At 55.9% G+C, this 25205-nt stretch carries 21 protein-coding genes; 6 read left to right on the forward strand and 15 right to left on the reverse strand.

Translation table 11 applies throughout. The annotated features are described in order from the left end of the window. The first annotated feature begins 5 nt into the window (after nucleotides 1–5). Entirely contained in the window at nucleotides 6–2087 is a 2082-nt protein-coding gene (malQ, locus tag EGO56_RS01845) for a 4-alpha-glucanotransferase (protein ID WP_135907566.1), read from the forward strand. Nucleotides 2088–2122: 35 nt separating this feature from the next. On the opposite strand, the gene nfuA is transcribed toward malQ, so the two are convergent. Then, nucleotides 2123–2698 carry a Fe-S biogenesis protein NfuA gene (gene nfuA / locus EGO56_RS01850; protein WP_010253194.1) on the reverse strand — a complete coding sequence of 192 codons (576 nt, stop codon included), beginning with the start codon at nucleotides 2696–2698 and terminating at the stop codon, nucleotides 2123–2125. 58 nt (nucleotides 2699–2756) lie between these two features. Further along, the gene (gntX, locus tag EGO56_RS01855) at nucleotides 2757–3437 is read right to left on the reverse strand and encodes a DNA utilization protein GntX (protein WP_033784173.1); all 681 of its coding nucleotides are present in this window, start codon (nucleotides 3435–3437) and stop codon (nucleotides 2757–2759) included. A 34-nt stretch (nucleotides 3438–3471) separates the two neighbouring features. On the opposite strand from gntX, the gene bioH reads away from it, so the two are divergent. Both bioH and EGO56_RS01865 read left to right on the forward strand, forming a co-directional pair. Continuing rightward, nucleotides 3472–4248, forward strand: coding sequence for a pimeloyl-ACP methyl ester esterase BioH (gene bioH, locus EGO56_RS01860; protein ID WP_135907567.1), 777 nt, complete (start codon nucleotides 3472–3474; stop codon nucleotides 4246–4248). 170 nt (nucleotides 4249–4418) lie between these two features. Beyond that, the gene (locus tag EGO56_RS01865) at nucleotides 4419–4688 is read left to right on the forward strand and encodes a YdgH/BhsA/McbA-like domain containing protein (protein ID WP_003853019.1); all 270 of its coding nucleotides are present in this window, start codon (nucleotides 4419–4421) and stop codon (nucleotides 4686–4688) included. Here EGO56_RS01865 and EGO56_RS01870 read toward each other — a convergent pair whose 3' ends face one another. From EGO56_RS01870 to yjbE, 4 genes are all read right to left on the reverse strand, one after another. Beyond that, nucleotides 4689–6374 (reverse strand): sugar phosphorylase, encoded by a 1686-nt coding sequence (locus EGO56_RS01870; protein ID WP_135907568.1) that lies wholly within the window; start codon nucleotides 6372–6374, stop codon nucleotides 4689–4691. 128 nt (nucleotides 6375–6502) lie between these two features. Continuing rightward, the gene (locus EGO56_RS01875; protein WP_135907569.1) at nucleotides 6503–8830 is read right to left on the reverse strand and encodes a Tex family protein; all 2328 of its coding nucleotides are present in this window, start codon (nucleotides 8828–8830) and stop codon (nucleotides 6503–6505) included. A 103-nt stretch (nucleotides 8831–8933) separates the two neighbouring features. Further along, nucleotides 8934–9407 (reverse strand): transcription elongation factor GreB, encoded by a 474-nt coding sequence (gene greB / locus EGO56_RS01880; RefSeq protein ID WP_013359296.1) that lies wholly within the window; start codon nucleotides 9405–9407, stop codon nucleotides 8934–8936. Nucleotides 9408–9586: 179 nt separating this feature from the next. Next, the gene (gene yjbE, locus EGO56_RS01885) at nucleotides 9587–9835 is read right to left on the reverse strand and encodes an exopolysaccharide production protein YjbE (RefSeq protein WP_013359295.1); all 249 of its coding nucleotides are present in this window, start codon (nucleotides 9833–9835) and stop codon (nucleotides 9587–9589) included. A gap of 535 nt (nucleotides 9836–10370) precedes the next feature. Between yjbE and ompR the strand changes: the two genes are divergently transcribed. Together ompR and envZ are read left to right on the forward strand one after the other, a co-directional pair. Continuing rightward, nucleotides 10371–11090: an osmolarity response regulator transcription factor OmpR gene (gene ompR / locus EGO56_RS01890; protein ID WP_003853014.1), complete on the forward strand. Its 720-nt coding sequence runs from the start codon at nucleotides 10371–10373 to the stop codon at nucleotides 11088–11090. Then, nucleotides 11087–12454: a two-component system sensor histidine kinase EnvZ gene (envZ, locus tag EGO56_RS01895; RefSeq protein ID WP_013359293.1), complete on the forward strand. Its 1368-nt coding sequence runs from the start codon at nucleotides 11087–11089 to the stop codon at nucleotides 12452–12454. Before ompR ends, envZ begins: the two co-directional genes overlap by 4 nt. A 39-nt stretch (nucleotides 12455–12493) precedes the next feature. On the opposite strand, the gene pckA is transcribed toward envZ, so the two are convergent. From pckA to EGO56_RS01920, 5 genes are all read right to left on the reverse strand, one after another. Then, the gene (gene pckA / locus EGO56_RS01900) at nucleotides 12494–14113 is read right to left on the reverse strand and encodes a phosphoenolpyruvate carboxykinase (ATP) (protein WP_135907570.1); all 1620 of its coding nucleotides are present in this window, start codon (nucleotides 14111–14113) and stop codon (nucleotides 12494–12496) included. A gap of 368 nt (nucleotides 14114–14481) precedes the next feature. Next, the gene (gene hslO / locus EGO56_RS01905; protein ID WP_135907571.1) at nucleotides 14482–15348 is read right to left on the reverse strand and encodes an Hsp33 family molecular chaperone HslO; all 867 of its coding nucleotides are present in this window, start codon (nucleotides 15346–15348) and stop codon (nucleotides 14482–14484) included. Between the two features lie 49 nt (nucleotides 15349–15397). Next, nucleotides 15398–15799, reverse strand: coding sequence for a ribosome-associated heat shock protein Hsp15 (gene hslR, locus EGO56_RS01910; RefSeq protein WP_033734209.1), 402 nt, complete (start codon nucleotides 15797–15799; stop codon nucleotides 15398–15400). 13 nt (nucleotides 15800–15812) lie between these two features. Continuing rightward, nucleotides 15813–16460: a GMP/IMP nucleotidase gene (gene yrfG, locus EGO56_RS01915; RefSeq protein WP_135907572.1), complete on the reverse strand. Its 648-nt coding sequence runs from the start codon at nucleotides 16458–16460 to the stop codon at nucleotides 15813–15815. A gap of 56 nt (nucleotides 16461–16516) precedes the next feature. Next, nucleotides 16517–18652 (reverse strand): intracellular growth attenuator family protein, encoded by a 2136-nt coding sequence (locus EGO56_RS01920; RefSeq protein ID WP_135907573.1) that lies wholly within the window; start codon nucleotides 18650–18652, stop codon nucleotides 16517–16519. A gap of 391 nt (nucleotides 18653–19043) precedes the next feature. Between EGO56_RS01920 and nudE the strand changes: the two genes are divergently transcribed. Continuing rightward, on the forward strand, nucleotides 19044–19607 hold the full coding sequence (gene nudE, locus EGO56_RS01925) for an ADP compounds hydrolase NudE (protein WP_135907574.1): 564 nt from the start codon (nucleotides 19044–19046) through the stop codon (nucleotides 19605–19607). A gap of 50 nt (nucleotides 19608–19657) precedes the next feature. Here nudE and EGO56_RS01930 read toward each other — a convergent pair whose 3' ends face one another. From EGO56_RS01930 to mrcA, 4 genes are all read right to left on the reverse strand, one after another. Continuing rightward, on the reverse strand, nucleotides 19658–20956 hold the full coding sequence (locus tag EGO56_RS01930; protein WP_135907575.1) for a cytosine permease: 1299 nt from the start codon (nucleotides 20954–20956) through the stop codon (nucleotides 19658–19660). Between the two features lie 20 nt (nucleotides 20957–20976). Further along, complete coding sequence (locus EGO56_RS01935) at nucleotides 20977–21666, reverse strand: helix-turn-helix transcriptional regulator (RefSeq protein ID WP_135907576.1); 690 nt, start codon at nucleotides 21664–21666, stop codon at nucleotides 20977–20979. A 24-nt stretch (nucleotides 21667–21690) separates the two neighbouring features. Beyond that, nucleotides 21691–22101, reverse strand: a complete 411-nt coding sequence (locus EGO56_RS01940) for a GNAT family N-acetyltransferase (RefSeq protein ID WP_135907577.1) — start codon at nucleotides 22099–22101, stop codon at nucleotides 21691–21693. Nucleotides 22102–22588: 487 nt separating this feature from the next. Further along, on the reverse strand, nucleotides 22589–25138 hold the full coding sequence (gene mrcA, locus EGO56_RS01945; protein ID WP_135907578.1) for a peptidoglycan glycosyltransferase/peptidoglycan DD-transpeptidase MrcA: 2550 nt from the start codon (nucleotides 25136–25138) through the stop codon (nucleotides 22589–22591). Between the last annotated feature and the right edge of the window lie 67 nt (nucleotides 25139–25205).

Raw genomic sequence — 25205 nt, forward strand, 5'->3', positions numbered from 1 at the left:
CAGCAATGAAGCAAAATTCACTCGATCAGGCCGCCCGTGCCGCAGGCATTTCACTGGATTACATCGACGTTAACGGCAGGAAAGAGGCCGTCAGCGATGAGACCAAACGCGCGCTGCTGGCGGTGATGGCAGAACCGCAGAAGGCCAGTAAATCCCCGCTGCCGCCGGTCGCGGTGTTCAGCGGCAGCAGTAAGCGACAGCTGACGCCTCAGGGCAGTGGCACTTACAGCTGGCAATTGCAGACTGAAAAGGGCAAACAGCACAGCGGTGAGTTAACCGCCGGGGAGCCTTTTACGCTGCCGGGACCGCTGACCCAGGGTTATCACCAGCTGACGCTCACTAAAGGAAAGAAAAGCTGGCAGACGCAGATTATTGTCGCGCCGCGGCGCTGCTACCTGCCTCCGGCGCTGGAGGCCGGGGAAAAACGCTGGGGTGCACTGGTGCAGCTCTACACGGTGCGATCTGAACAGAACTGGGGCATCGGCGACTTCGGCGATCTCGATCAACTGCTGGTGCAGCTGGCTGAGCGCGGCGGCGATTTCGTCGGGCTGAATCCGCTGCATGCGCTCTATCCTGCCAGCGCCGGTTTTGCCAGCCCGTATAGTCCGTCATCGCGCCGCTGGCTGAACGTAATTTATATCGACGTCAGTCAGGTGGACGATTTTCAGCAAAGCGCGGCGGCGCAGAAGTGGTGGAAAAGCGCCAAAACACAGAAGGCGCTGACCAAAGCACGTGAGGCGGAGCAGGTTGACTACGAAGCCGTGATGGCACTGAAGCTGGCGGCGCTGCGCCACGCCTGGACACACTTTCAGGCGCGTGACAGCCAGAGCGAAGAGCCTCTCTCCTTTGCAGCCTTTGTGCGTGAAGGTGGTGACAGCCTGCGTTATCAGGCTGCCTACGATGGCATACAGCTGGAGCGGCAGGCAGACAAGTCGCAGCAGGGCGGCTGGCCTGCCTGGCCAGAGGCGTGGCGCAACAGTCAGTCGCCGGAAGTGCAGCAGTGGTGTGAACAGCATGAAGAGGAGATCGCCTTCTGGCAGTGGCTGCAATGGCTGGCGCAGCAGCAGTTCTCTGGCTGCTGGGCGCACAGTCAGGCGCTGGGCATGAGCGTCGGTCTCTACCGTGACCTGGCGGTGGGCGTGGCGGAAGGCAGCGCGGAGACCTGGCACGACCCGGAGCTTTATCGCCTCAAGGCCTCGGTGGGCGCACCGCCTGACCGTCTGGGACCGCTGGGACAAAACTGGGGCTTACCGCCGATGGATCCGCATGTGATGCAGGCGCGCGCCTATCAGCCGTTTATCGACATGCTGCGCGCCAATATGCGTGACTGTGGCGCGCTGCGTATCGACCATGTGATGTCGCTGCTGCGTCTGTGGTGGGTGCCAGCCGGAGAGACGGCGGATAAAGGTGCTTATGTGGCCTATCCGGTCAACGATCTGCTGGCTATCCTGGCGCTGGAGAGCCACCGGCTGCGCTGTATGGTGATTGGCGAAGACCTCGGCACCGTGCCTCAGGAGATCGTCAGCCTGCTGCGCAAAAGCGGCGTCTTTTCATGGAAGGTGCTCTGGTTTGAGCAGGAGAAAGATGAACGCTATCGCGCGCCAGAAGACTACCCGCGTCAGTCTATTGCCAGCGCCAGTACCCATGATCTGCCGACGCTGACCGGCTTCTGGGAGCAGGGCGATCTGGAACTGGGCGAGAAGCTGGGTCTTTATCCGGGCGATGCGGTAAAAGCGCTACATGAGCAGCGTGCTGCACAGAAGCAGGCGCTGCTGGATGCGCTGCATCAGGCGGGTGCCTTACCGGCTCGCAGCCAGAAGAAGGCGGAGAAGCTGGCTATGACGCCTGCGCTGAACCGGGCGATCCATCGCTTCCTGGCGGATACCGACAGTGCGCTGCTGGGCCTGCAGCCTGAGGACTGGCTTGGGATGACCACGCCGGTCAACGTGCCGGGCACCGTGGATCAGTATCCGAACTGGCGACGCAAGCTGAGCAAAACGCTGGAGGAGATCTTTGCGGACAAGGAAGTGAATGCGTTACTGAAGGTAGTGAGTCAGCAGCGTCAGTCAGGAAAGAAAGGGAAGTAAGAAGGGCGCGGCAGCCGGGCTGCCGCGCTTTATCATCAGTAGAACGAGTGTTCGCCGCGCTGATGCTCGGTAATATCGCGCACGCCTTTCAGTTCCGGGAAGGCGGCCAGCAGCTCTTTCTCAATACCATCTTTCAGAGTCACGTCGATCATCGAACAGCCGTTACAGCCGCCGCCAAACTGCAGGATGGCGTAACCTTCATCGGTGATCTCCATCAGCGACACGCGACCGCCGTGGCCAGCCAGCTGTGGATTGATCTGCGCCTGCAGCAGATACTCAACGCGCTCAACCATGGGCGCATCATCAGAGACTTTACGCATTTTGGCATTTGGCGCTTTTAACGTCAGCTGTGAGCCGAGATTATCCGTTACGAAGTCGATTTCCGCATCTTCCAGATATGGCTTGCTCAGCTCATCAACGTAGGCAGAGAGCTTTTCGAACTTCAGTTCGGTGTCAGTAGCTTCAACTGCATCGGGCGGACAGTAAGAGACGCCACACTCGGCTGTTGGCGTACCCGGGTTAATCACGAATACGCGAATCTGGGTGCCATCTTCTTGTTTGGATAGCAGTTTAGAAAAATGTTCCTGGGCAGAGTCAGTAATTCGGATCATGTCGATTGCTCAATAGTTGACTAATTTAGTTGGTTATAATACGCCCATCAATGACGCTCTACAAGGTACGGCACAGGCACCAGACCTGCACGCTGGCGGCACCCTGCGCCAGTAACAGACGACTGATTTCATCTACGGTACTGCCGGTCGTAATGACGTCATCCAGCAGGGCGATATGGCGTCCCTGCACCGCCATTTCAAGGCGGAAGGCACCGCGTAAGTTGGTGCGGCGCTGCCGGGCGCTGAGCTGATGCTGTAGTGCGCCCCTTCGCCTGCGGGAAACACCTTCACGCCATTCACATCCCAGCCAGTGTGCCAGCGGAGCGGCCAGCAGTACCGTCTGATTGAAGCCGCGCTGCCAGCGCCGTCGCCGGTGCAGCGGAACCGGCAGCAGCAGATCGGGACGCGGCACCGTGCCACGCCGGTAAACATTCAGCCAGCTTAGCAAAAGCAGCCGCGCCAGCATCACCCTGAGTGCGGTTATGTGAGAAAACTTCAGCTGATTAACCCACTGGCTGAACGGCGGACAGTAGTCATTGACGCAGACCAGCGCCTGCCAGGCGGGCGGTTTAAGCTGGCAGCGGCCACAGGCGACCTTTGCAGAGCCTGCCGGTAATCCGCAGCGCGGGCAGAGTAATGGCAACGGCGGTAATCCGCGCAGGCATAAACTGCAGATGCCGTGCCGGGCTATCCGTAACGGCATCCGGCATAGCCAACACAGGGCGGGCATTGCTAGCATAGCGACCTCCTTATCAATTTCGGGATAGTAACTGATGACGTCGCTCTACTGGCACACCTGCGGGGAAGGAAAACGCGATCTTGTGCTACTGCACGGATGGGGACTGAATGCCGAAGTCTGGCAAAGCATTATTCCGCGACTCAGCCCGCACTATCGCCTGCATCTGGTCGATCTGCCGGGTTATGGCCGGAGCGGTGATTTTGGCGCGCTGACACTGGCGCAGATGGCAGAAGAGTTACTGCCTGCGCTGCCACCGCAGGCGATTGTCGTGGGCTGGTCGCTGGGCGGACTGGTGGCCACGCAGCTGGCGCTGACCGTGCCAGAAAAGCTGGCTGCACTGATTACCGTGGCGTCGTCGCCCTGTTTCACCGCCACAGAGCGCTGGCCCGGCATTAAACCGGAGACGCTGCAGAACTTTCAGCAGATGCTCAGCAACGATTTCCAGCGCACGGTGGAACGCTTTCTGGCGCTGCAGACGCTGGGCACCGAAACCGCGCGTGCCGATGCGCGACAGCTGAAAGAGGTGGTGCTGTCACAACCGATGCCGGAGGTGGCGGTACTGGATGGCGGGCTGGAGATTCTGCGCCAGGTCGATCTGCGTGACGCGCTACCGCAAATCAGGCTGCCGTTCCTGCGACTCTACGGGGCGCTGGATGGACTGGTACCGCGCAGGATAGCCGCTGAGATAGATGAAATGTTGCCAGATTCGCCTTCGGCAGTTATCGAAAAAGCGGCGCATGCACCTTTTATTTCCCATTCTGACAACTTCTGTCAGCATATTGTTAAATTTATCAGTAATTTACCAGGATAGTACTGCTTTATATTGGCAAAATCGCTGACAGCAGCAATACTTCTCTCTGTGAGCAAGGCCGCTGCAATTTTATGTGATTAGTCACGGAAATGACTATGCCGTTCCATACTGCCTTACGCGTTTAGCGGCTGCTTACATCTCACAATGGATCATGAATGAGGGTAAACATAATGAAGGTTTTTAAATGGGTTGTGGCTTCAATGATGATGGGCGCGATTTCATTTTCTGCGATGGCAGCGAAAGAAGTCACCAAAGAAGAAGTTAAGACAATGAACCTGCAGAAGATTGGCACCGTTAACACCACGGCGGAAACCACCTCGCCAATGGATGCTAAAAAAGTGCTGTCTAAGCTCGCTGACGAAAAAGGCGGTAAATATTACCTGGTGATCGCCGGTCGCGAACACGGTAAATTCAGCGCCACCGCTGAAGTCTACAAGTAATTAACGTAGCCACATGAACTGCCAGGCATCCAGCTTAACCGGCTGGGTGCCATCAATTTTCTCTCCGCTCACCACATCCTGTAACGTATGCGCCACCGGCAGCTGCGTCATCACTGAACGTCCACTGAGATTAAACACGCACAGCAGTCCGTCGCCGCTCTCTGGCTGATGACGGCTGAGCACCAGCACGGCATTTTCGCTGTCATAGATCGTCATCGGATTATCAGGATGAAACGCAGGCTGGCGACGTCGTAACTGAATCAGCTGGCCAAGACGGGTGTAAACCTGCTGACGCAGCCAGTCACCGCCCGCCAGCGCCGCCTCAATCTGCTGCAAATCATACTTCTGACGGTTAATCGCCCGGTTGTGTCCTGCTGCGCGTACGCCATCATAATGGTTACGACCGCCCAGAATGCTCTGGATATAGATAGCCGGCACGCCAGGAAAGACCAGCAGAATCGCATGGGCCAGCAAAAAGCGTTTCAGCCGCGTGGCGTCATCGTCAGCTTCGCTATTTAACGCATCCAGATAGGTAACGTTGATTTCATAGGGGCTGGTGGTGCCATCGGGGTTGTTTTTATAGGAGACCAGCGCGCCTTCCAGCGCCAGATCGCGCACCAGCGCCACAATCTCCACCTCCGACAAAATGCCGCGTGCCGGATTCAGCCCGATACCATCGTGGGATGCCAGAAAGTTGAAGAAGGTGGTGTCGTTGCTGCTGAGATCCAGCGAACTGGCCCACTGCCGCAGCGCGCGCGCCGATCCGGTATGAATGGCGTGCAGGACCAGTGGCGGCAGGGAAAACTGATAAACCATCTGCGCCTCATCGTGCCCGTTGCCCAGATAACTGATGTTGTCCTGATGCGGCACGTTGGTCTCGGTGATAATCACCGTGCCGGGCGCGACATGGTCGGCAATGGCGCGAAACAGCTTCACCAGCTGATGGGTTTTTTCCAGATGAATACAGCGCGTGCCGGGCGTTTTCCACATATAGCCGACCGCATCGAGACGTACATAGTCAGCGCCACGGATCAGGTAGTCGAGCAGCACGTTAACCATGCGCAGCAACACCTCAGGATTGGCAAAGTTAAGGTCGATCTGGTCGGCGCTGAAAGTGGTCCAGATAAAGCGGGTGTCGCCATCGGCCATCTTAAACGGCGTCAGCAGCGGCGAAGTGCGCGGTCGCGTGACGGCACTGAGATCGGTGGCGGGCGGCATGCTGATAAAAAAGTCGTCCCAGCCGGGATCCTGCGCCAGAAAGTGGCTGAACCAGGCGCTCTGCGACGACATGTGGTTGCAGACGAAGTCAAACATCAGCCGGGTTTCCTGATGCAGGCGCGCAATGTCCTGCCAGTCGCCGCACTGCGGATCGACCTGATGGTAATCAATCACCGAAAAGCCGTCATCGGACGACCAGGGGAAAAAGGGCAGCAGGTGAACCAGCGGAAACGTGGATTGCAGATGCTGCTGATAGAAACGGGAGAAGGTGCTGAGTGTGGGTTTACCGGCTTCACGAAACTGATCGGCGTAGGTGATCAGCACCACATCCTGTTCATCCCAGTGAGCCTTACGGGGCAGCTTAATGGCTTCGCGGGCAGTAGCGATGTCAGCCTGCAGACGCGCAAAGGTCGCCTCCGGGAATGTGCCAGCATAAATCTTCTCAATCAGATCGGTGATCGTTTCCATCGTGAGTTGGGTGCCACAGCAGGTGTTGTTTTTATGACAGGCATCTTTTTAGCGTAGCGCGATGGCGGGGATTTTCAACCGGGGAGAAGGGTGTGAAAAGGGGGCCAGTTGATGGCCCCCTGAAAAGCTTAGCGTTTTTTACCGAACGCCGCAGCCAGCGCATCACCCATTGCGCTGTTACCCGCGGACGTGCTGACCGGACGTGGACGGCCTTTACCGGCGGCCGGACGTTTCTCTTCACGTGGGGCGGCATTCTTCGCGCCGCCACGTGCATTGCCTTCGCCTGGCTGCTCATCAAGACGCATGGTCAGGGCAATACGTTTACGCTGGAGATCGACTTCCATCACCTTCACTTTGACGATGTCACCCGCTTTCACCACCTGATGTGGATCTTCCACGAAGCGGTCAGAAAGCGACGAGATATGGACCAGACCATCCTGATGCACGCCGATATCCACAAAAGCACCGAAGTTGGTGACGTTGGTGACGGCACCTTCGAGGATCATGCCCGGCGTCAGATCGTTCAGCGTTTCTACGCCTTCCGCGAACTGCGCGGTTTTGAACTCAGGACGGGGATCGCGGCCCGGCTTCTCCAGCTCTTTCATGATGTCGGTAACGGTCGGCAGACCAAAACGTTCATCAATGAAATCGCGGGCGCTGAGGTTACGCAGGCTGCCCGCGTTGCCCATCAGATCGCTCAGTGCCTGCTCGGTGGCGGCCAGAATACGCTCCACGACCGGGTAAGCTTCCGGGTGGACGGTCGAAGCATCCAGCGGGTTGTCGCCGTGGTTAATGCGCAGGAAGCCCGCACACTGCTCAAAGGCTTTTGGCCCAAGACGGCTGACTTTCAGCAGCTGCTGGCGATTCTGGAAGCGGCCATTCTCATCACGCCAGCCGACAATGTTCTGCGCCATCATGCGCGTCAGGCCCGCGACGCGAGTCAGCAGCGGCACCGAGGCGGTATTCAGGTCCACGCCGACGGCGTTCACGCAATCCTCGACGACGGCGTCGAGTTTCTTCGCCAGCTGGCTCTGGCTGACATCATGCTGATACTGGCCGACACCGATTGATTTCGGATCGATTTTCACCAGCTCGGCCAGCGGATCCTGCAGACGGCGGGCAATCGACACCGCGCCGCGCAGCGAAACATCGAGATCCGGGAATTCCAGCGCCGCCAGTTCAGAGGCTGAGTAGACCGATGCGCCAGCTTCGCTGACAATCACTTTCTGTGCCGTGACCTGCGGGAACTGCTGCTGCAGATCCAGGAAGAAACGCTCGGTTTCACGGGAAGCGGTGCCGTTGCCAATCGCCACCAGCTCGACCTGATGCTTAATGCAGAGCGCGGCAACAGCGGCAGCGGCTTTGGCGGTCTGGCCGGTGTGCGGATAAACGGTATCGGTCGCCACGACTTTGCCAGTGGCATCGACCACAGCGACTTTAACGCCGGTACGCAGGCCGGGATCCAGTCCCATGGTGGCACGCATGCCAGCCGGGGCTGCCATCAGCAGGTCGTGCAGGTTGCGGGCAAAGACGTTGATCGCTTCATCTTCTGCGCGTTCGCGCACCGTGCCCATCAGTTCGGTTTCCAGATGCAGCATCACCTTGATGCGCCACGTCCAGCTCACGACGGCTTTACGCCAGCTGTCGGCAGGGGCGTTATTCAGGCGCAGATTCAGGTGTTCAGCAATCAGGGTTTCGCCGTGGCTTTCACGCGGTGCTTCATCAAACTGCGGATCGGCATTCAGCGAGAGTTGCAGCACGCCTTCGTTGCGGCCACGCAGCATCGCCAGCGCACGATGCGACGGTACGGTGCTCAGCGCTTCATGATGATCAAAGTAGTCACGGAACTTCGCGCCCGCTTCCTCTTTGCCTTCCACTACGCGTGAGACCAGGTGGGCATTTTTCCACAGGTAGTTACGCACTTTGGCCAGCAGCGCGGCATCCTCGGCGAAACGCTCCATCAGAATGTAGCGGGCACCATCCAGCGCGGCACGGACGTCGGCGACGCCTTTGTCGGCATCGACATACTGCTCCGCCAGCTGCTCAGGGATGTGCGACGGATCCTGCCACAGTGTGTCCGCCAGCGGTTCCAGACCGGCTTCAATCGCGATCTGTCCACGCGTGCGGCGTTTCTGTTTGTAGGGCAGGTAGAGGTCTTCAAGCTCGGTTTTGCTGAGGGTGGTATTGATGGCGCGGGCGAGGTCGTCAGTCAGTTTTCCCTGATCGTCAATCGACTTCAGAATCGACTGGCGTCGCTCTTCAAGTTCACGCAGATAGCTGAGGCGGGTTTCCAGCTGGCGGAGTTGGGTATCATCCAGGCCGCCGGTGACCTCTTTACGATAGCGTGCGATAAACGGCACGGTATTCCCTTCATCTAACAGGCGAACGGCAGCGTCAACCTGCTCTGGTCGCGCCTGTAGCTCACTGGCAATTATCTGGCTCAGAACTTTCATCATCAGGACTGTCTTGCTTTCCGGGTTGAGAAATAGCCGACAGTTATACGGATTGATGGTCAAAATTGCCAGAGACGCGGGCGGCTTTCAGCGATAATCTGAATCGTTATTGCGGGTAGTCAATCGCGTTGACATACCACAGTGCCGGACCCAGTGGCGTCTCAACGGTGGCGGCATCGCCGACCTCTTTTTTCAGCAGCGCCCGCGCCATCGGCGAGTCGATAGAGATGTAATCTTTGCGGCCAAAAATCTCATCGTAGCCCACAATGCGGAAGCGTTTGAGGTCGCCCTCATCGTTTTCAATTTCCACCCAGGCACCAAAGAAGACTTTGCCATCCTGCTGGGGGGAATAGTCAACAATACGCAGCTGTTCAAGACTTTTGGTCAGATAGCGAACGCGGCGGTCAATTTCACGCAGCCGTTTTTTGTTGTACTGATAATCGGCATTTTCACTGCGATCGCCAAGACTGGCAGCCCAGGTGACTTTTTTCGTCACTTCCGGTCGCTCTTCACGCCATAAATAGTCGAGTTCCGCTTTCAGCTTATCGAAGCCTTCGCGGGTAATAAGTCGGGTTTTCATGCTATACCGGCCACAGTGATCTCAGGAGCGACAGTGTAAGGCAAAGAGGGCGGGGCAAAAAAGAGTCGGGGAAAGGGTTTTTAAAGGCTAAAAACCCACGTTGATTTCCCCGGCGGCGAAAGGGTTGGTGCTGTGATTCAAAATCAAACCAGTAATCTGAAGCCAGTAGATGCTTAAACTTATTTTCCGGCGTGAGTCGCCGTGGTGGTCGAGGTACCGGTGCTGTGACCGTCACCGCCGCCGCCACCCATGGTGGCCAGCGCAACGCCCAGCAGGGCTGCGACTGCACCCACACCGATGGCGTCAGAGTTACCTTTTGCAGTCGTTGTCGCTGCTGCACCGGCGGCTTCACCGGTTGCTGTGGCAGCATAACCTGGGCTGACGCTGCCTAATGCCAGCGCGCTCAGCAGTAAAATTGTTTTTTTCATTGTGTATTCCCCGTTGAGACATCGAATGTTGCCAGAGCAGTCTGGTTCAAAACGAGAGGGGCGAAAAGTTGGCTTTACTGATTGATTTAAAGGGCTTTAATTTAAACTGGCCTTGCTGAGAGGGCCGCTGAAACTAATCCGAGAGGAGCGTGGGGCGTTACGCAGGTTTACTGGAATATTATGCTGCCGCTTCGCTGTTGAGGTAGATTATCTGGAGCTTATCTACAATGATGGCTGATCATTAAGTCAAATTATCTGCTAACCCACTGAATTGATTCATTGATTAAAAACTGGCTCGCTTCTGACGCCAGCGATACAGAGAAACAGGGCCTTTTTTTCAGATTTGCCGTATCAGGGGCCGGGCAGGGGCAAATGGGTTAAAACAGGCCCGAAATCACCTTAATTCAAATATAAGCTCCTGTTTAATATGCTTTGTAACAATTTTGGCTAGAATATAAACCATTAATGACTGTCACTATAAGGCATCTTTTTTTAACAATGTTGGCTCAGGCAATAGCGCCTTTGGGAGTTGAAAATGCAAGAGAACTACAAAATTCTGGTCGTCGATGATGATATGCGTCTGCGTGCACTGCTTGAACGCTATCTCACCGAGCAGGGCTTTCAGGTGCGCAGTGTCGCTAATGCCGAGCAGATGGATCGTCTGTTAACCCGTGAATCCTTTCATCTGATGGTGCTCGACCTGATGTTGCCGGGCGAAGATGGCCTCTCTATCTGCCGTCGTCTGCGCAGTCAGAGCAACCCGATGCCCATTATCATGGTGACCGCCAAGGGCGAAGAGGTGGACCGTATCGTGGGGCTGGAGATCGGCGCTGACGACTACATTCCTAAACCGTTCAACCCGCGTGAGCTGCTGGCGCGTATCCGCGCGGTGCTGCGTCGTCAGGCCAATGAACTGCCAGGCGCACCGTCGCAGGAAGAGGCGATTATCGCCTTCGGTAAATTCAAACTTAACCTCGGCACCCGCGAGATGTTCCGTGAAGATGAGCCGATGCCGCTGACCAGCGGTGAGTTTGCCGTGCTGAAAGCGCTGGTAAGCCACCCGCGTGAGCCGCTGTCCCGTGACAAGCTGATGAACCTGGCGCGTGGCCGTGAATACAGTGCCATGGAACGTTCGATCGACGTCCAGATCTCCCGCCTGCGTCGCATGGTGGAAGAGGATCCTGCGCATCCGCGTTATATTCAGACCGTCTGGGGTCTGGGCTACGTCTTTGTCCCGGACGGCAGTAAAGCATGAAGCGACTGCGCTTCTCGCCACGGAGTTCGTTTGCCCGCACCCTGCTGCTGATCGTTACCCTGCTGTTTGTCAGCCTGGTCACGACCTATCTGGTGGTGCTGAACTTCGCCATTCTTCCCAGCCTGCAACAGTTCAATAAGGTGCTCGCTTACGAAGTTCGTATGCTGATGACCGACCGGTTGCAGCTGGAAGATGGCACGCAGCTGGAAGTGCCCCCGGCATTTCGCCGGGAAATCTACCGCGAACTGGGGATCTCGCTCTACACCAATGCAGCAGCAGAGGAGAGCGGATTGCGCTGGGCGCAGCACTATGAATTCCTGAGCGAGCAGATGGGGCAGCAGCTCGGCGGTCCGACCGATGTCCGGGTTGAGGTGAACAAAAACTCTCCGGTGGTCTGGCTGAAAACCTGGCTGTCGCCCGACATCTGGGTGCGGGTGCCGCTGACGGAGATTCATCAGGGCGACTTCTCGCCGCTGTTCCGTTATACCCTGGCGATTATGCTGCTGGCGATTGGCGGTGCCTGGCTGTTTATCCGCATTCAGAACCGACCCCTGGTGGATCTGGAGCACGCCGCTCTGCAGGTGGGACGCGGGATTATTCCGCCGCCGCTGCGTGAGTATGGCGCGTCAGAAGTGCGATCGGTAACGCGTGCCTTTAATCAGATGGCGGCCGGGGTGAAGCAGCTGGCGGATGACCGCACGCTGTTAATGGCGGGCGTCAGCCACGATTTGCGTACGCCGCTGACCCGTATTCGTCTCGCCACCGAGATGATGAGCGAGCAGGATGGCTATCTGGCCGAATCGATTAACAAAGATATCGAAGAGTGCAACGCCATCATCGAACAGTTCATCGACTACCTGCGCACCGGTCAGGAGATGCAGACCGAGCGCGCCGACCTGAACAGCGTGCTGGGCGAAGTGGTGGCGGCGGAAAGTGGCTACGAGCGTGAAATCGAAAATGCGGTGATGCCGGAAGAGTTAATGCTGGATATCAACCCGCTGTCGATTAAGCGCGCGCTGGCTAACCTGGTGGTCAACGCCGCACGCTACGGCAATGGCTGGATCAAGGTCAGCAGCGGACGGGAACTGCATCGCGCCTGGTTCCAGGTGGAAGATGATGGACCTGGCATCAAGCCGGATCAGCTGGCGCATCTGTTCCAGCCGTTTGTGCGGGGCGACAGCGCCCGCAGCACCAGCGGAACCGGTCTCGGCCTGGCGATTGTGCAGCGGATTATCGATGCCCATCAGGGCTCGCTGGAGATTGGTGAGAGCGAGCGCGGGGGCTTGCGTATTCGTGCCTGGTTGCCGTTAGTGGAAACGATGGCGCTGAGCCACAACAATGGCAGCAACAGCATCTCAAACTGATAAACGCGGCGCGGCAGTATCACTGCCGCGCCGGTTCTTTTAGCGTTGCGGGCCGGCTTTCACCAGCGCAGCACCTGCGGCGTTATCTGTATACTTGTCGAAGTTATCAATAAAGCGCTGTGCCAGACCTTCGGCGGCAGCGGTCCACTTCTCTTCACTTTCCCAGCTACGACGCGGATCGAGCGTGTTACTGTCCAGCTCGCCCAGCGCAACCGGCATCTGCAGGTTAAAGATTGGCAGCGTTTCTGTCGGTGCATCATCCAGCTCACCCGCCAGGATTGCATTGATAATGGCGCGGGTATTCTTCAGTGAGATGCGTTTGCCACTGCCGTTCCAGCCGGTATTGACCAGGTAAGCCTGGGCACCGGATGCCTCCATCCGCTTCACCAGCACTTCAGCGTACTGCGTCGGATGCAGCGTCAGGAATGCCGCGCCGAAACAGGCGGAGAAGGTTGGGGTCGGTGCTGTCACGCCACGCTCGGTGCCGGCCAGTTTGGCGGTGAAGCCTGACAGGAAATGATACTGCGTCTGCTCCGGCGTCAGACGTGAAACCGGTGGCAGCACGCCAAACGCATCGGCGGTCAGGAAAATCACCTTCTTCGCGTGGCCCGCTTTTGAGACCGGCTGCACGATATTGTCGATGTGATTAATCGGATAGGAGACGCGGGTATTCTCTGTTTTGCTGCCGTCGGCGTAATCAACACTGCCATCTTCGCGCACTACCACGTTTTCCAGCAGCGCATTGCGGCGAATGGCGCGGTAGATCTCCGGCTCAGCCTGCTCAGAAAGGTTGATGGTTTTGGCGTAGCAACCGCCCTCGAAGTTAAACACGCCATCATCGTCCCAGCCGTGCTCATCATCGCCAATCAACTGGCGGTCAGGATCGGTGGAGAGTGTGGTTTTGCCGGTGCCGGAGAGGCCGAAGAAGACCGCCACATCACCTGCTTTACCGACGTTAGCTGAACAGTGCATTGAGGCGATGCCTTTCAGCGGCAGCAGGTAGTTCATGATAGCGAACAGACCTTTCTTCATCTCGCCACCGTACCAGGTGCCGCCAATCAGCTGCATGCGTTCCGTCAGATTGAAGGCAACAAAGTTCTCCGAGTGCAGACCCTGCGCCTGCCAGTCCGGATTGGTGCATTTGGCCCCGTTCATCACCACAAAGTCAGGCGTGAAGTCGGCCAGCTCAGCGTCTGTAGGCTGAATAAACATGTTTTTCACGAAGTGCGCCTGCCAGGCTACCTCGGTGACAAAACGAACGCTCAGACGTGAATCGGCATTGGCACCGCAGAAGGCATCCACCACAAACAGACGCTTGCCGGAAAGCTGGCGGGTCACGCAGCTTTTCAGTGCGTTCCAGGTCTCCTGTGACAGAGGCTGGTTGTCGTTTTTGCCGGTGCCCTGGTCGTTCCACCACAGGGTATCGCGCGTGGTGTCATCACGCACAATGTACTTATCCTTTGGCGATCGCCCGGTGAAAATCCCGGTGTCTACTGCAATCGCGCCGCTCTGCGTCAGGGTGCCACGAGCAAAACCTTCGAGGTCCGGGCGCGTCTCTTCCTGAAATAGCGTGTCGTAATCAGGGTTGTAAACCACTTCCGTGGTATCCACGATGCCCAAAGCGGCAAGGTCTTGCGAGGTCAGGCCGTTAACGCGCATTTTACTGCTCCTTAAATCGGTGTCTGTTCTGCAAAGCAGAGATAGGTTGGGATCGTGCCACCGGCTGTTGTATCGGGTGCGGTGAATCACTGACGGTTTACTGCGCGTCGTTACGACAGCCTGCAAAGATAACCGGGCTATTCAGGGCATCTGCCCCTGGCTTCCGGGCGTTTGCACGATCGCGCGCAGTTTACTCTTCTGCGTTAAGGGAAAAAGGGCAGTGATCTAAAAATGCGACTCAGGGCGCGTTAAGGCCATGTTTCGAACGTTTAAAAGATGTTATGAAAGTAAAAAAAGATAATTTGTCTGAAAAATTATGGGGATAGACTGGGGGAATGGAGAAGGGGCGGCAGACGCCGCCCGATTAATCAGTGCAGTTGGTCGTTATTCTCATGGGAGTGGCTGCGGATGGCGGCAATGTCTACTGCGTCAAACACGTAGTTTGAGCCGCAATAGTCGCAGTGCATGTCAATTTTGCCATCTTCCGCGATGATCTCATCCACTTCTTCCTGCGGCAGCGTAGTCAGCACTTCGCCACAGCGTTCACGCGAGCAGGTGCACTTGTAGATCACCGGCTGCGGTTCGTAGAGGGTAACCTCTTCCTGATGATAAAGACGCCACAGCGCCTCATTGGCAGGGAGATCGATCAGCTCTTCCGTTTTAATGGTTTCGGTCAGGGTCGCCAGGTGCTCGAAGACCTCTTTCTCCGTGTCCTGCGCGGGCAGCACCTGCAGCAGAATACCGGCAGCGCCTTTGTCGCTGGTGCGGATAAACAGGCGCGTGGGCAGTTGCTCGGAGCGCATGAAGTAATCTTCCAGGCACGCCGCGAGGGTGTCACCTTCCAGCCCGACCACGCCCTGATAACGCTCACCCTTTTCAGGGGAGATGGTGATCACCAGATAGCCATTGCCGACCATGCTTTTCAGGGTGCTGTCGTCCGCGATGTCGCCTTTGATACGTGCGACGCCGCGCAGCTCCTGATTGTTGTTACCGTTGATCACCGCCAGCGACAGCGGACCGTCACCCTGCAGCTGCACGGTGATTTCGCCATCGAACTTCAGCGTAGCGGTCAGCAGGCTGGTGGCGACCAGCATCTCACCCAGCAGCGTTTTAACCGGTGCCGGATAGTCGTGGTTCTTCACGGTTTCACGCCAGGTGTCAGAGACGTTCACCAGCTCGCCGCGCACGGCGGCATTTTCAAACAGATAACGGTGCAGTTGATCCTGGACTGACATATTTTTTCTCTCACTGGAACGGGGCGATGGTGCGTCAGCGAAGACGGCGTTATTCATCGCCCGATAATTTAAACTTCATCAAATCGCGACGCTCTTTTTTGTCAGGTCGCCGATCGGGATGGGGCATAGTCAGCGCATTCATCTTGCGCGCCTGCGCCATTTTTTCGCGTTTTTCAATGCTGGCATCGGTTTCGCGATAGAGCTGCTGGGCCTCGCTGGCGGGACGGCGCTGCGCGGTGATACCCGCTACCACCACGGTGCGTTCATCATTGCCCTGACGCAGTGTCAGTTCCGCATTCAGCTCTACCACTTTGCCGGGTTTGCTGCGCTGGCCGTTGTAATGCACCTTGCCGCCTTCAATCATTTCCCGCGCCATCGCCCGGGTTTTGTAGAAGCGCGCGGCCCACAGCCACTTGTCGAGGCGGACCTCTTCGCTGCTTTTCTCTTTCATTGCTGCTCCTGACTCAGATCAGCGTCCGGTAATCGTCCGTGGCGCGGTGACGCTGAAAGATTTGTTCAGGACGACCCGAATCGGGATTCTTAACGCCTAAACACCAGCCGATGCCCCATAACGTTGCAGCATCCAGAATCACTTCGCTATCGTCGATAAACAGCGTGCGCGGCGCAGAAAAGCCGGTGTGCTGTTGTACCGCGTGCCATAAACGCGGGTCTTCTTTCGGATACCCAAAGGTATGGGTGGAAAGTAATAAATCAAGGTGCGGCGCTAAACCTGTCTGCGCCAGTTTGACGTCCAGATTGTAAGGATGCGCGTTGGTCAGCAGAATCGTGGACTTTCCGGCGCGACGCAGGGCCTGCAAAAAAGGCAGCGTATCGTCACGCAGTGCGATCCGGCTGCGCATCGCCCAGGTCATGGCACGGATGTCCAGCGACAGCGCCTCTGCCCAGTAATCCAGACAATACCAGTTTAGCGTATGGGCGACGGCCTGATACTTTTCCGTGATGATCGCGTCGGCTTCTGCACGGGTGATGTCGCGTTGCCGGCTGAGCTGTTCAGGGACGTGCTCCAGCCAGAAGTGGCGATCGAATGCCAGATCCAGCAGCGTGCCATCCATGTCGAGCAGCACGGTATCAATCTCAGACCAGTTGAGCATCGTAGTGTCAGACCCTGTAAAAAACCGGGCGACAGGGTAGCACAGAAGGGCAGGGCTCAGAATATCGAGCGCACGCTCTGCAAAGTGCCGAGGTTATGGTTGAAACACTTGTCGTAGTATTGCTGGATATCGATCATGCGCTGGCGATTACGGTGCATGCGGCGCAGCGCCAACAGTCCGTTGATCACGCCGCAGGCCAGCAGCACCAGCAGCAGCAATACGGTGCCGAGATAGCGCCACTGCGCCATGGCGTCCGGTTCATTGTGCAGCATGATGTGGCGTGTGCCGTTGGCATCGGTAGAAATGCCAGTAATGATGCCGCTGGCGCTGAACGGCGTGTGCAGCAGCATGGCAGAGATACGTTGCAGCTCGCGCCACTGAGAGGGTGGATCAAGGTCAAACAGTGACACGGTAGGCTGTGGCTGATTCACCAGCTGTCGGCCTTCATCGCTGACGATCAGGAATCCCCCTGGCGGCGGGCTGTTGAGATTTTCTGCCGCACGACGGGTTTCGCGGAAAAAGAAGGTTGAGGTGGCGGTATTGACCAGATTTTCCAGCGCTTCCGCGCTTACCGGCCGCAGCAGCACATTCATGCCGTTAAGTTGGCCGGAATCTGCCCGGCGCATCAGCGCTTCCCAGTCTTTGGCATTGCCCAGGTTCACCAGCGCATTTTTCAGGCGCATACAGTCCTGCGGCTGATTGCAGAGATCCTGCGTTTTCATCACCAGATCGGAGAAATCATCCAGCAGGATCATGCCGGACTTCTGAATCGCGGACGCCAGCTGTGGATTGAGTTTGGGATCGGTATTGGTTTCCGGATGCAGCTGCTTTGTCGTGGTATCCAGCAGCGCCGCGGCTTTATCAATGATGTCCGATTGTGGCTGCGGCAATGGCGTGGCGTTATTCCAGTAGACCGCCGAGCAGTCAAACGGCATATAGGCGTAACTGCGGTTGCTCTGATAGTTGTCCGGCACGGAACACATGCCGGTGCCACTCACTTTGAGGTTATCGCCAATATTCAGCGGCACGCTGCTGAGTTTATCGACGCTGTTGACCTCCAGACTGTCGGTGCCTCTGGCCCAGGCCAGGCTGAGCTTAATCGGCATACCCAGCGGGATCCAGGTGACCAGCATGGTCAGCACTATCAGCGAACCACAGGCCAGCACCACGTTTTTCCGCCAGCGCTGGATAGGGAAATTTTTGACTTCATCCTGCAGCGACAGGAAACGTCCCTGACGCACCACCTGGCGGTTGAGGTAGATTTCGACATCCGTCACCTGACCGAGATCGTGTGCCACATAGGGCTGCCAGTGCGGAGGATAGGCCAGGTCAATAATCCCCAGCGTAATGTTGCTCTGCTCCTGATTCGATTCGCTGAACAGGCCCCAGCGCTTTGGCGCGCCGCGCAGGCAGTGGATATCACGCAGTCCGCGCTCACCGGGAATGCGATAGAGCAGCCACAGACTGGCCGCGATCGTGACTGCGCCCGTCAGTACCAGCCAGATCATCAGTGTGGTGGGCACTAACAGGCTGAAGAAAAAGAGTAAGAAGGCAAGGGAGATCATCACCGCTTCACGCGTGCCGTCTGGCCGTGACAGCCGATACTCTTCCGCTGTCTCTTTGCGCACCTGCAGCAGTTCGACGTTTTCCGTTTCTGCTTTGCGGATAGAGGCGTTGGTCGACACCGGGCGCATCAGTGTTGGCAGCGATTGCTGATCGACGGCGTAATCCACCAGCGAGTGGCCATTCAGTGAGATTACCAGCGGAATGGACTGGGTGCGGATTAACTCAACGTAGTTTTCGTCGGTGATGTACTGTTCCCACAGCGGCGGCAGATGAACTTCAACTTCATCCAGATAGTAACGCCATTTATGGGGATCGTCAGTCGAAAGGCCATAGCGGGTAATGGCGCGGGTAACCGGATAGACATGGTTGCTCTGCGCCGTGAGTGTCAGACGTTCAGGCGCGCTGCGCTTATCGGTAGTCAGCGTGGTGCGGGGCTGCTTTTCCAGCGCGGCGACATATTTATCGACCGCCTCACGCTCCTGGGCAGAAAGTTTACGGCAGGGCGGACTGATGAATGGCAGCGGTTTCGCCAACGGCGGGCGATGCCGCATAGCGTACCAGAACCCAATACCTGCCAGGATTGAACAGGTCAGCACTATGGCCAGGATCATAAAGATTGTGCTCATGCTCTGCTCAATTCAGCCAAAATGCTGCCTTCACTTTAAACTTTCGCCTCCGGTTATGCTCACTATAAAAGAGGCATTCCGGAAGATTATATAACCCTGAGGAGTCAGACACCCGATGAAATAGTGCCAGCGTATATCTTATTGGCATTTGTTAAACCCTGCCTTGTCCGAATGGTAACTGGCACAGACTGGATTAAATATCGGTATTATCTGAAACTTATCGCAGCATATTGACTAATGCAAATTTAGTCTTAACTGATAACCAAAGGCTGTTATTCAATCGCTGTAATCTATGCAACGATAACGGCACTGTCTGACTGTCGCACAATTGCCTGTGGTTAGGTATGCTAATTCGCTCCAGATAGCCGGCGCAGAATAATTTGAGGCTGATATGAAAATTCCAAAAAAACCCGACATCCTCAATATCACCGCCGTGGCACGTTCACGGTTATTCACTATTGAGTCGGTCGATCTGGCTTTCAGCAATGGGGCGCATCGCGTTTATGAGCGGATGAAGCCCTCCGAGCGTGAAGCGGTGATGATTGTGCCGATTATTGATGACCATCTGATCCTGATTCAGGAATACGCCGTCGGACTGGAAACCTACGAGCTGGGTTTTCCGAAAGGGCTGATTGATGCAGGTGAAACCGTCAATGAAGCGGCGGTGCGCGAACTGAAAGAAGAGGTAGGTTTTGGTGCCGAACAGCTGACCACGCTGGGCAAGCTCACCATGGCCCCCTCCTACTTTTCCAGCAAGATGAATATTGTGATAGCGGAAGGTCTCTACGCCGAAAAGCTGGAAGGCGATGAGCCGGAGCCGCTGATTATCCACCGCTGGCCGCTGAGCGATATGCTGTCGCTGCTGGACGAACCTGACTTCCGCGAAGCACGTAATGTCAGTGCGCTGTTTATGGCGCGCGAATGGCTGGTGAAACAGGGGCGGCTGAATTACTGAAGCCTGACGGCTGAGAAAAGAAACGCGCCTGCCACAGGCGCGTTTTTGCTTTATTCAGCAGTAACCTTTTCCTGTAAGGACGATGATCGCTTTAAGAGTGGCGCGGTCATCAGGTAAATAACGCACGCGACAAGCATTGAATTAAGCACCGGTACGCCGCGCTCAACCAGCAGACCCGTGGCCGCACCTGCGACGCTGGCGATCAGCGCGGGCCAGCCAATAAGCTGGGATGTTGCCGGTAAGGCATCGCTGGTACGACTGAGCGCCAGCGTCTGTCGGTCAGTTTTCAGTACATAGTAGTCAACGATCATTACGCCCAGTATCGGCGGGAAGATGACGCCCAGCAGTTCCAGAAAATCGACAAAACGATCAAGAATCCCGAACACTGAACAGAGTGTGCCGAGCAGCCCCAGCAGCAGCGTAATCACCTGATAACGCGGTTTATAGCCGGTCACGCCTTCAATCGCGTTAGCGATGCCCAGCGTGGATGAATAGAGATTCAGGTCATTGATGCGCAGGGTAGAAAAAACGACAGCCAGCAAACCCAGTGAACTGGTGGTTTGCGTAATAATCGCGATGATATCTGAGGTCTGCAATTCTCTGGCGATAAGAATCGCTACGCCATTGACCCCATATTCGCCCGCCAGAATGGTCAGTAGCGTAATGGCAAACACATCTTTGCCGTCACGTGAAAAACGCGTCAGGTCAGGCGTCATCAGGCTGGCAAGAATTGCGCCGCCAATCACCATGGTCATCGCGGCGCTTATGGTAATGGCCTGGCTGGCGATAACCGGCGGTATATTCTGGCCAGACTGGCCGTGAAATGCGTGCCAGAAAATCCAGCCGACCAGCGCGATGAAAAGCGGAACCGCAATGCGTGCGGTAAAGCGCAGCGCCTTAAAGCCAAAGGTAACCAGTAACGTCAACACGGTACCTGAAAGTGCTGCCGACTCTGCAAAGCTGAGTTTGCCATTCAGGGCATAGCTCAGCGATCGGGCAAACACCGCGTTCTGAATGCCGAACCATCCCAGCAGGCTGACCGCGACCAGCAGGCCAATCAGCACAGAGCCGTGGCGACCAAAACCACACCAGCGCGCCAGCAAGCTCCCCGGCAGTCCCTCGCGCATTCCTGCATAGCCGAGCGCAAAGGTCAGCACGCCAAACAGCAGGCTGGCCAGCGTTATTGCGGTAAACGCCTCTGCCAGCGTCATGCTGTTGCCCAGAACCGCGCCGAGCATAAACTGATCCAGCGCAGTCAGCATACCCATATGCACAATAGCGACGCTCAGCAGTGAGAGCCGTTTGTTCTCAGGCACACGGCTTAAAGGATAATCATCAAATTTACTCACAATGTGGTGTCCTTACCGATTTATATATAAATAAGACCTGTGCTGAGAAACCGCTCTGGCAGATAATTCTCCAGTGCCTCCGCACGGCAATAGCTTTCGAATTGTTGTAGCGAATGCACCTCCGCTTTTTGATAAAGCGTAGTGATACGATTACTGACAGTTTTTACGCTGAGGTTATAGATGCGGGCGATCTCTTTTGCGCTGAAGCGCCGTAGCAGCAGAAAAATGACATCCAGCTCGGCGGGGGTGAACAGGGCATGTTCCAGACGCGTCGTCAGTACAGAGGATTTTCTGGGGTCGATAAAGCTCATTGCCGTAAGGTTATCAACCGGACGAGCATTCCAGATGCAGCCCAGCCACTGATTTCGATTGTCGAAAACAGGGTATTTTTCACTGATAAACGGGGTGAGATAATTGTTGCCATACCAGTAATGGGTTTCAATCACGGCTACGCAACGGTTATTCAATTTTACCTGTTGATCGTGATCGCAGAATTCATCGGCGCAATCACTCCAGCGCGTGGGAAACTCACAGTCTCTTTTTCCCTCTAATAAATAACTTTTAGGCGTAGCAGTATACAATTTTGCAGCTTCATTCATATAAAGATGCTGCGATGCAGCATTCTTAAAACCCCAGGGTGTTGGTAATAAATCCATGATGGTGGCGAATGCAGAAATGAATTCATCGATACTACGGTATGGGCTGTCCATGGCGCCTCGCTGAAAGCGTTCAGATTATAATCTTTTTGCCAGATAATAACGTGCGTAGCGCTGCGCATAGCCATCCTGTTCGCCATAAACGCGATAACCCAGCTTTTCGTAAAAACCACGCGCCTGAAAACTTAGCGTATCAACGACGGACATATGGCAGCCTCGATTACGCGCTTCCTCTTCTGCAGCCTGCATCAATTGGCGACCTGTGCCAAGCAACCGCCAGGCATCATCTATCCAGAGGTAGTGAATATCCAATGTGCCGCACCAGGTATGGGCTAACAGGCCACCCTGGATATTTTGCTGATCGTCATACAGGATAACATTCAGCGTTTTCATGTTGATCTCGGCAAAGCGTTCATTATGCTGCCAGAGTCGCTGAATAATATATTCTTCGGTTTTGGGGTCTTGCGTATGGCCCACTGTAATTTCCATATACAAAAATATCCTTAGGTGATTAAATCAAATTAGAGGTTTTTTGAGCTTTCTATTCTTATCATGATGATAAGCGATGCGCAAGAGTTACTATCCCTCCTGTTATTGATCGTAATTAACAGTACGCTGGTAACCGTTGTTTATTTGATATGCCAATAATTATATTTGCTGGCACCAGGGAAGACTACGCTAATCATAGCGATATAATAACTCTATTATTTTTTTCGGTTCACTTACTGAATCGCTTAATACACATTGCTTTATATTGTCAGACTCAATTAATGCCGATCGCTCAGAGTGATCGGCATTTTTCTCAGCAACAGATGATGCTCTTTTCGGTTTTTACCTTTCTTTTTTTCCCGCCCGACTGACTGAGCCGCCCAGGTACGAAAAGCATCACCTGTTTCGTCAGGATAAACGGACCGATAAAAAAGGCTGGTCACCTTACAGTGACCAGCCTCAGACATTTCAATTGATGGATATCACATCAGAACAGCTCGTGACTCTCGCCGTTATCCATAATCGTCGTACCCACATCATGCACCGAATATTCGGTTGGCTGGGTGCCATTGATGAAGTACTCCTGACGGGTGTTGCCTCCGCCATTGGCCAGCTTGCCAGTGCTGCGGTCGATAGTCACTGTGACCACGCCATCCGGCGGGGTTAACGGCTGTACCGGCACACCCTCCAGCGCGCTCTTCATGTACTCATCCCATGCCGGTTGTGCACTCTTCGCACCACCTTCATAGCCCGAAATCTGATCGGGAATCGCACCGGAGAGCGTGCTGCGGCCCAGATTGCGGCGCGCATCATCAAAACCGATCCAGACTGACGTCACCACGCCAGGGCCGTAACCCGAGAACCAGGCGTCTTTCGAGCTGTTGGTGGTACCGGTTTTGCCGCCGATATCATTACGCTTGAGGTCACGCCCGGCACGCCAGCCGGTTCCCATCCAGCCCGGTTCGCCAAAGATATTACTGTTCAGCGCGCTCTTAATCAGGAAGGTGAGTGGGGTATTGATCACGTGCGGCGCATATTGCTGCTCACCCTGCTGTGCCTGCGCAGGAACCTGCTCCAGTTCAGGCTGAGGAACCGCCTGATTCTGGTTGTTATTTGAAGCGGCGACGTTCTCGACGCTCTCTTCATTCAACGCCAGCGCTTTTTTGGTCTCACCGTAGATGACCGGCAGATTACACTGTGGACAGGCGATCTTCGGTTTCTCTTCAAATACGGTGCCGCCCTGTTCATTCTCAATTTTGGTAATGAAGTAAGGATCGACCAGGAAGCCGCCATTCGCCATCACGGAGTAGCCACGTACCACCTGTAACGGTGTGAATGAGGCCGCACCCAATGCCAGCGACTCGGTGTGCACAATGTTCTGAGCCGGGAAACCAAAGCGCTGCAGATACTCTGCGGCGTAGTCTACGCCCATCGCACGCATCGCACGTACCATGACGACGTTTTTCGACTGGCCGAGTCCCTGACGCAGACGAATCGGACCATCATACGTTGGCGGTGAGTTCTTCGGACGCCAGTCTGCACCGGCACCCGCATCCCAGCGGGAAATCGGCACATCGTTCAGGATGGAGGCGAGCGTCAGCCCGCGATCCATGGCGGCGGTATAGAGGAAAGGCTTGATGTTAGAACCGACCTGGCGCAGCGCCTGGGTCGCACGGTTAAACATGCTCTGGTTAAAGGCGAAACCGCCCACCAGCGCGCGCACCGCACCATCATTGGGATCCAGCGAGACCAGCGCCGAGTTCACATCCGGCACCTGGCCCAGCCACCAGTCGTCACCCACTTTACGCACCCAGATCTGCTGGCCAGCCTGCAGGACCTGCGTCACGCTTTTCGGCGTCGGGCCCTGCACGGTGTCAGATTTATAAGGACGCGCCCAGCGCACACCCGCCAGTGCCAGCGACACATTGCTGCCATCTTTCAGCATCACGGTCGCTTCATCGCTGCGTGCTTCTGTGACCACGGCCGGATGCAACGGTCCATAGACCGGCAGCGGCTTCAGCGCCTTCTCAATCTTCGTCTGATCCCAGGCGGGTTCACCCACTTTCCACAGCACGCTGGTCGGGCCGCGATAGCCATGACGCATATCGTAAGCCATGACGTTATTGCGCACTGAGGTCTGAGCGGCTTCCTGCAGGCGGCGGGTGACAGTGGTGTAAACCTTGTAGCCGTCGGTATAGGCATTGTCGCCGTAGCGTTTCACCATCTCCTGACGCACCATCTCGCTGAGATAGGGGGCAGAGAAGGCGATTTCCGGACCGTGATACTTCGCCACCAGCGGCGTATTACGTGCCTCGTCATACTGCTGCTGCGTGATGTAATGCTGATCCAGCATACGCGCCAGTACCACGTTGCGGCGCGACAGGGCGCGGCTCGGTGAATAAAGCGGGTTAAAGGTGGACGGCGCTTTTGGCAGACCGGCAATCATCGCCATCTCACTCAGCGACAGCTGGTCAACCGGCTTACCAAAATAGACCTGCGAAGCTGCACCGACGCCATAAGCACGGTAGCCGAGGTAGATCTTATTCAGATAGAGCTCAAGAATTTCATCTTTGTTGAGCAACTGCTCAATGCGGATCGCCAGGAACGCTTCCTTTATTTTACGCATCAGGGTGCGTTCCGGACTCAGGAAGAAGTTACGCGCCAGCTGCTGAGTGATGGTACTAGCACCCTGCGAAGCATGACCGGAAACCAGCGCAATGCTGGCCGCACGGAAAATACCCACCGGGTCAACACCATGGTGCTCATAGAAACGGCTGTCTTCGGTCGCAATAAACGCTTTCACCATCACAGGTGGCACTTGCTGCAGAGTCAAAGGGATACGGCGCATTTCGCCATACTGGGCGATTAAATCGCCATCGGCGCTGTAAACCTGCATCGGGGTTTGCAGACGCACATCTTTCAGCGTGTTTACGTCGGGCAGCTGTGGCTCTATGTATTTGTATAAACCATAAATCGAGCCAGCTCCCAACAGGATGCAACACACTGCAAGGATCAATAAATACTTTACGAACTTCACCTGGAATTTCCCATCTCTTGTCGTTTGAGCAGTTTATAAACAACCGCGCGGTAGTATAAAGGCAAGC

It is taken from the genome of Pantoea vagans (genome assembly GCF_004792415.1).
In the GTDB taxonomy this organism is placed as follows: Bacteria; Pseudomonadota; Gammaproteobacteria; order Enterobacterales; family Enterobacteriaceae; genus Pantoea; species Pantoea vagans.

Coding starts and splice junctions, on each gene's coding strand:
- malQ (WP_135907566.1), top strand. CDS start 6: ATGAAGCAAAATTCACTCGATCAGGCCGCCCGTGCCGCAGGCATTTCA.
- nfuA (WP_010253194.1), bottom strand. CDS start 2,698: ATGATCCGAATTACTGACTCTGCCCAGGAACATTTTTCTAAACTGCTA.
- gntX (WP_033784173.1), bottom strand. CDS start 3,437: ATGCTAGCAATGCCCGCCCTGTGTTGGCTATGCCGGATGCCGTTACGG.
- bioH (WP_135907567.1), top strand. CDS start 3,472: ATGACGTCGCTCTACTGGCACACCTGCGGGGAAGGAAAACGCGATCTT.
- EGO56_RS01865 (WP_003853019.1), top strand. CDS start 4,419: ATGAAGGTTTTTAAATGGGTTGTGGCTTCAATGATGATGGGCGCGATT.
- EGO56_RS01870 (WP_135907568.1), bottom strand. CDS start 6,374: ATGGAAACGATCACCGATCTGATTGAGAAGATTTATGCTGGCACATTC.
- EGO56_RS01875 (WP_135907569.1), bottom strand. CDS start 8,830: ATGATGAAAGTTCTGAGCCAGATAATTGCCAGTGAGCTACAGGCGCGA.
- greB (WP_013359296.1), bottom strand. CDS start 9,407: ATGAAAACCCGACTTATTACCCGCGAAGGCTTCGATAAGCTGAAAGCG.
- yjbE (WP_013359295.1), bottom strand. CDS start 9,835: ATGAAAAAAACAATTTTACTGCTGAGCGCGCTGGCATTAGGCAGCGTC.
- ompR (WP_003853014.1), top strand. CDS start 10,371: ATGCAAGAGAACTACAAAATTCTGGTCGTCGATGATGATATGCGTCTG.
- envZ (WP_013359293.1), top strand. CDS start 11,087: ATGAAGCGACTGCGCTTCTCGCCACGGAGTTCGTTTGCCCGCACCCTG.
- pckA (WP_135907570.1), bottom strand. CDS start 14,113: ATGCGCGTTAACGGCCTGACCTCGCAAGACCTTGCCGCTTTGGGCATC.
- hslO (WP_135907571.1), bottom strand. CDS start 15,348: ATGTCAGTCCAGGATCAACTGCACCGTTATCTGTTTGAAAATGCCGCC.
- hslR (WP_033734209.1), bottom strand. CDS start 15,799: ATGAAAGAGAAAAGCAGCGAAGAGGTCCGCCTCGACAAGTGGCTGTGG.
- yrfG (WP_135907572.1), bottom strand. CDS start 16,460: ATGCTCAACTGGTCTGAGATTGATACCGTGCTGCTCGACATGGATGGC.
- EGO56_RS01920 (WP_135907573.1), bottom strand. CDS start 18,652: ATGAGCACAATCTTTATGATCCTGGCCATAGTGCTGACCTGTTCAATC.
- nudE (WP_135907574.1), top strand. CDS start 19,044: ATGAAAATTCCAAAAAAACCCGACATCCTCAATATCACCGCCGTGGCA.
- EGO56_RS01935 (WP_135907576.1), bottom strand. CDS start 21,666: ATGGACAGCCCATACCGTAGTATCGATGAATTCATTTCTGCATTCGCC.
- EGO56_RS01940 (WP_135907577.1), bottom strand. CDS start 22,101: ATGGAAATTACAGTGGGCCATACGCAAGACCCCAAAACCGAAGAATAT.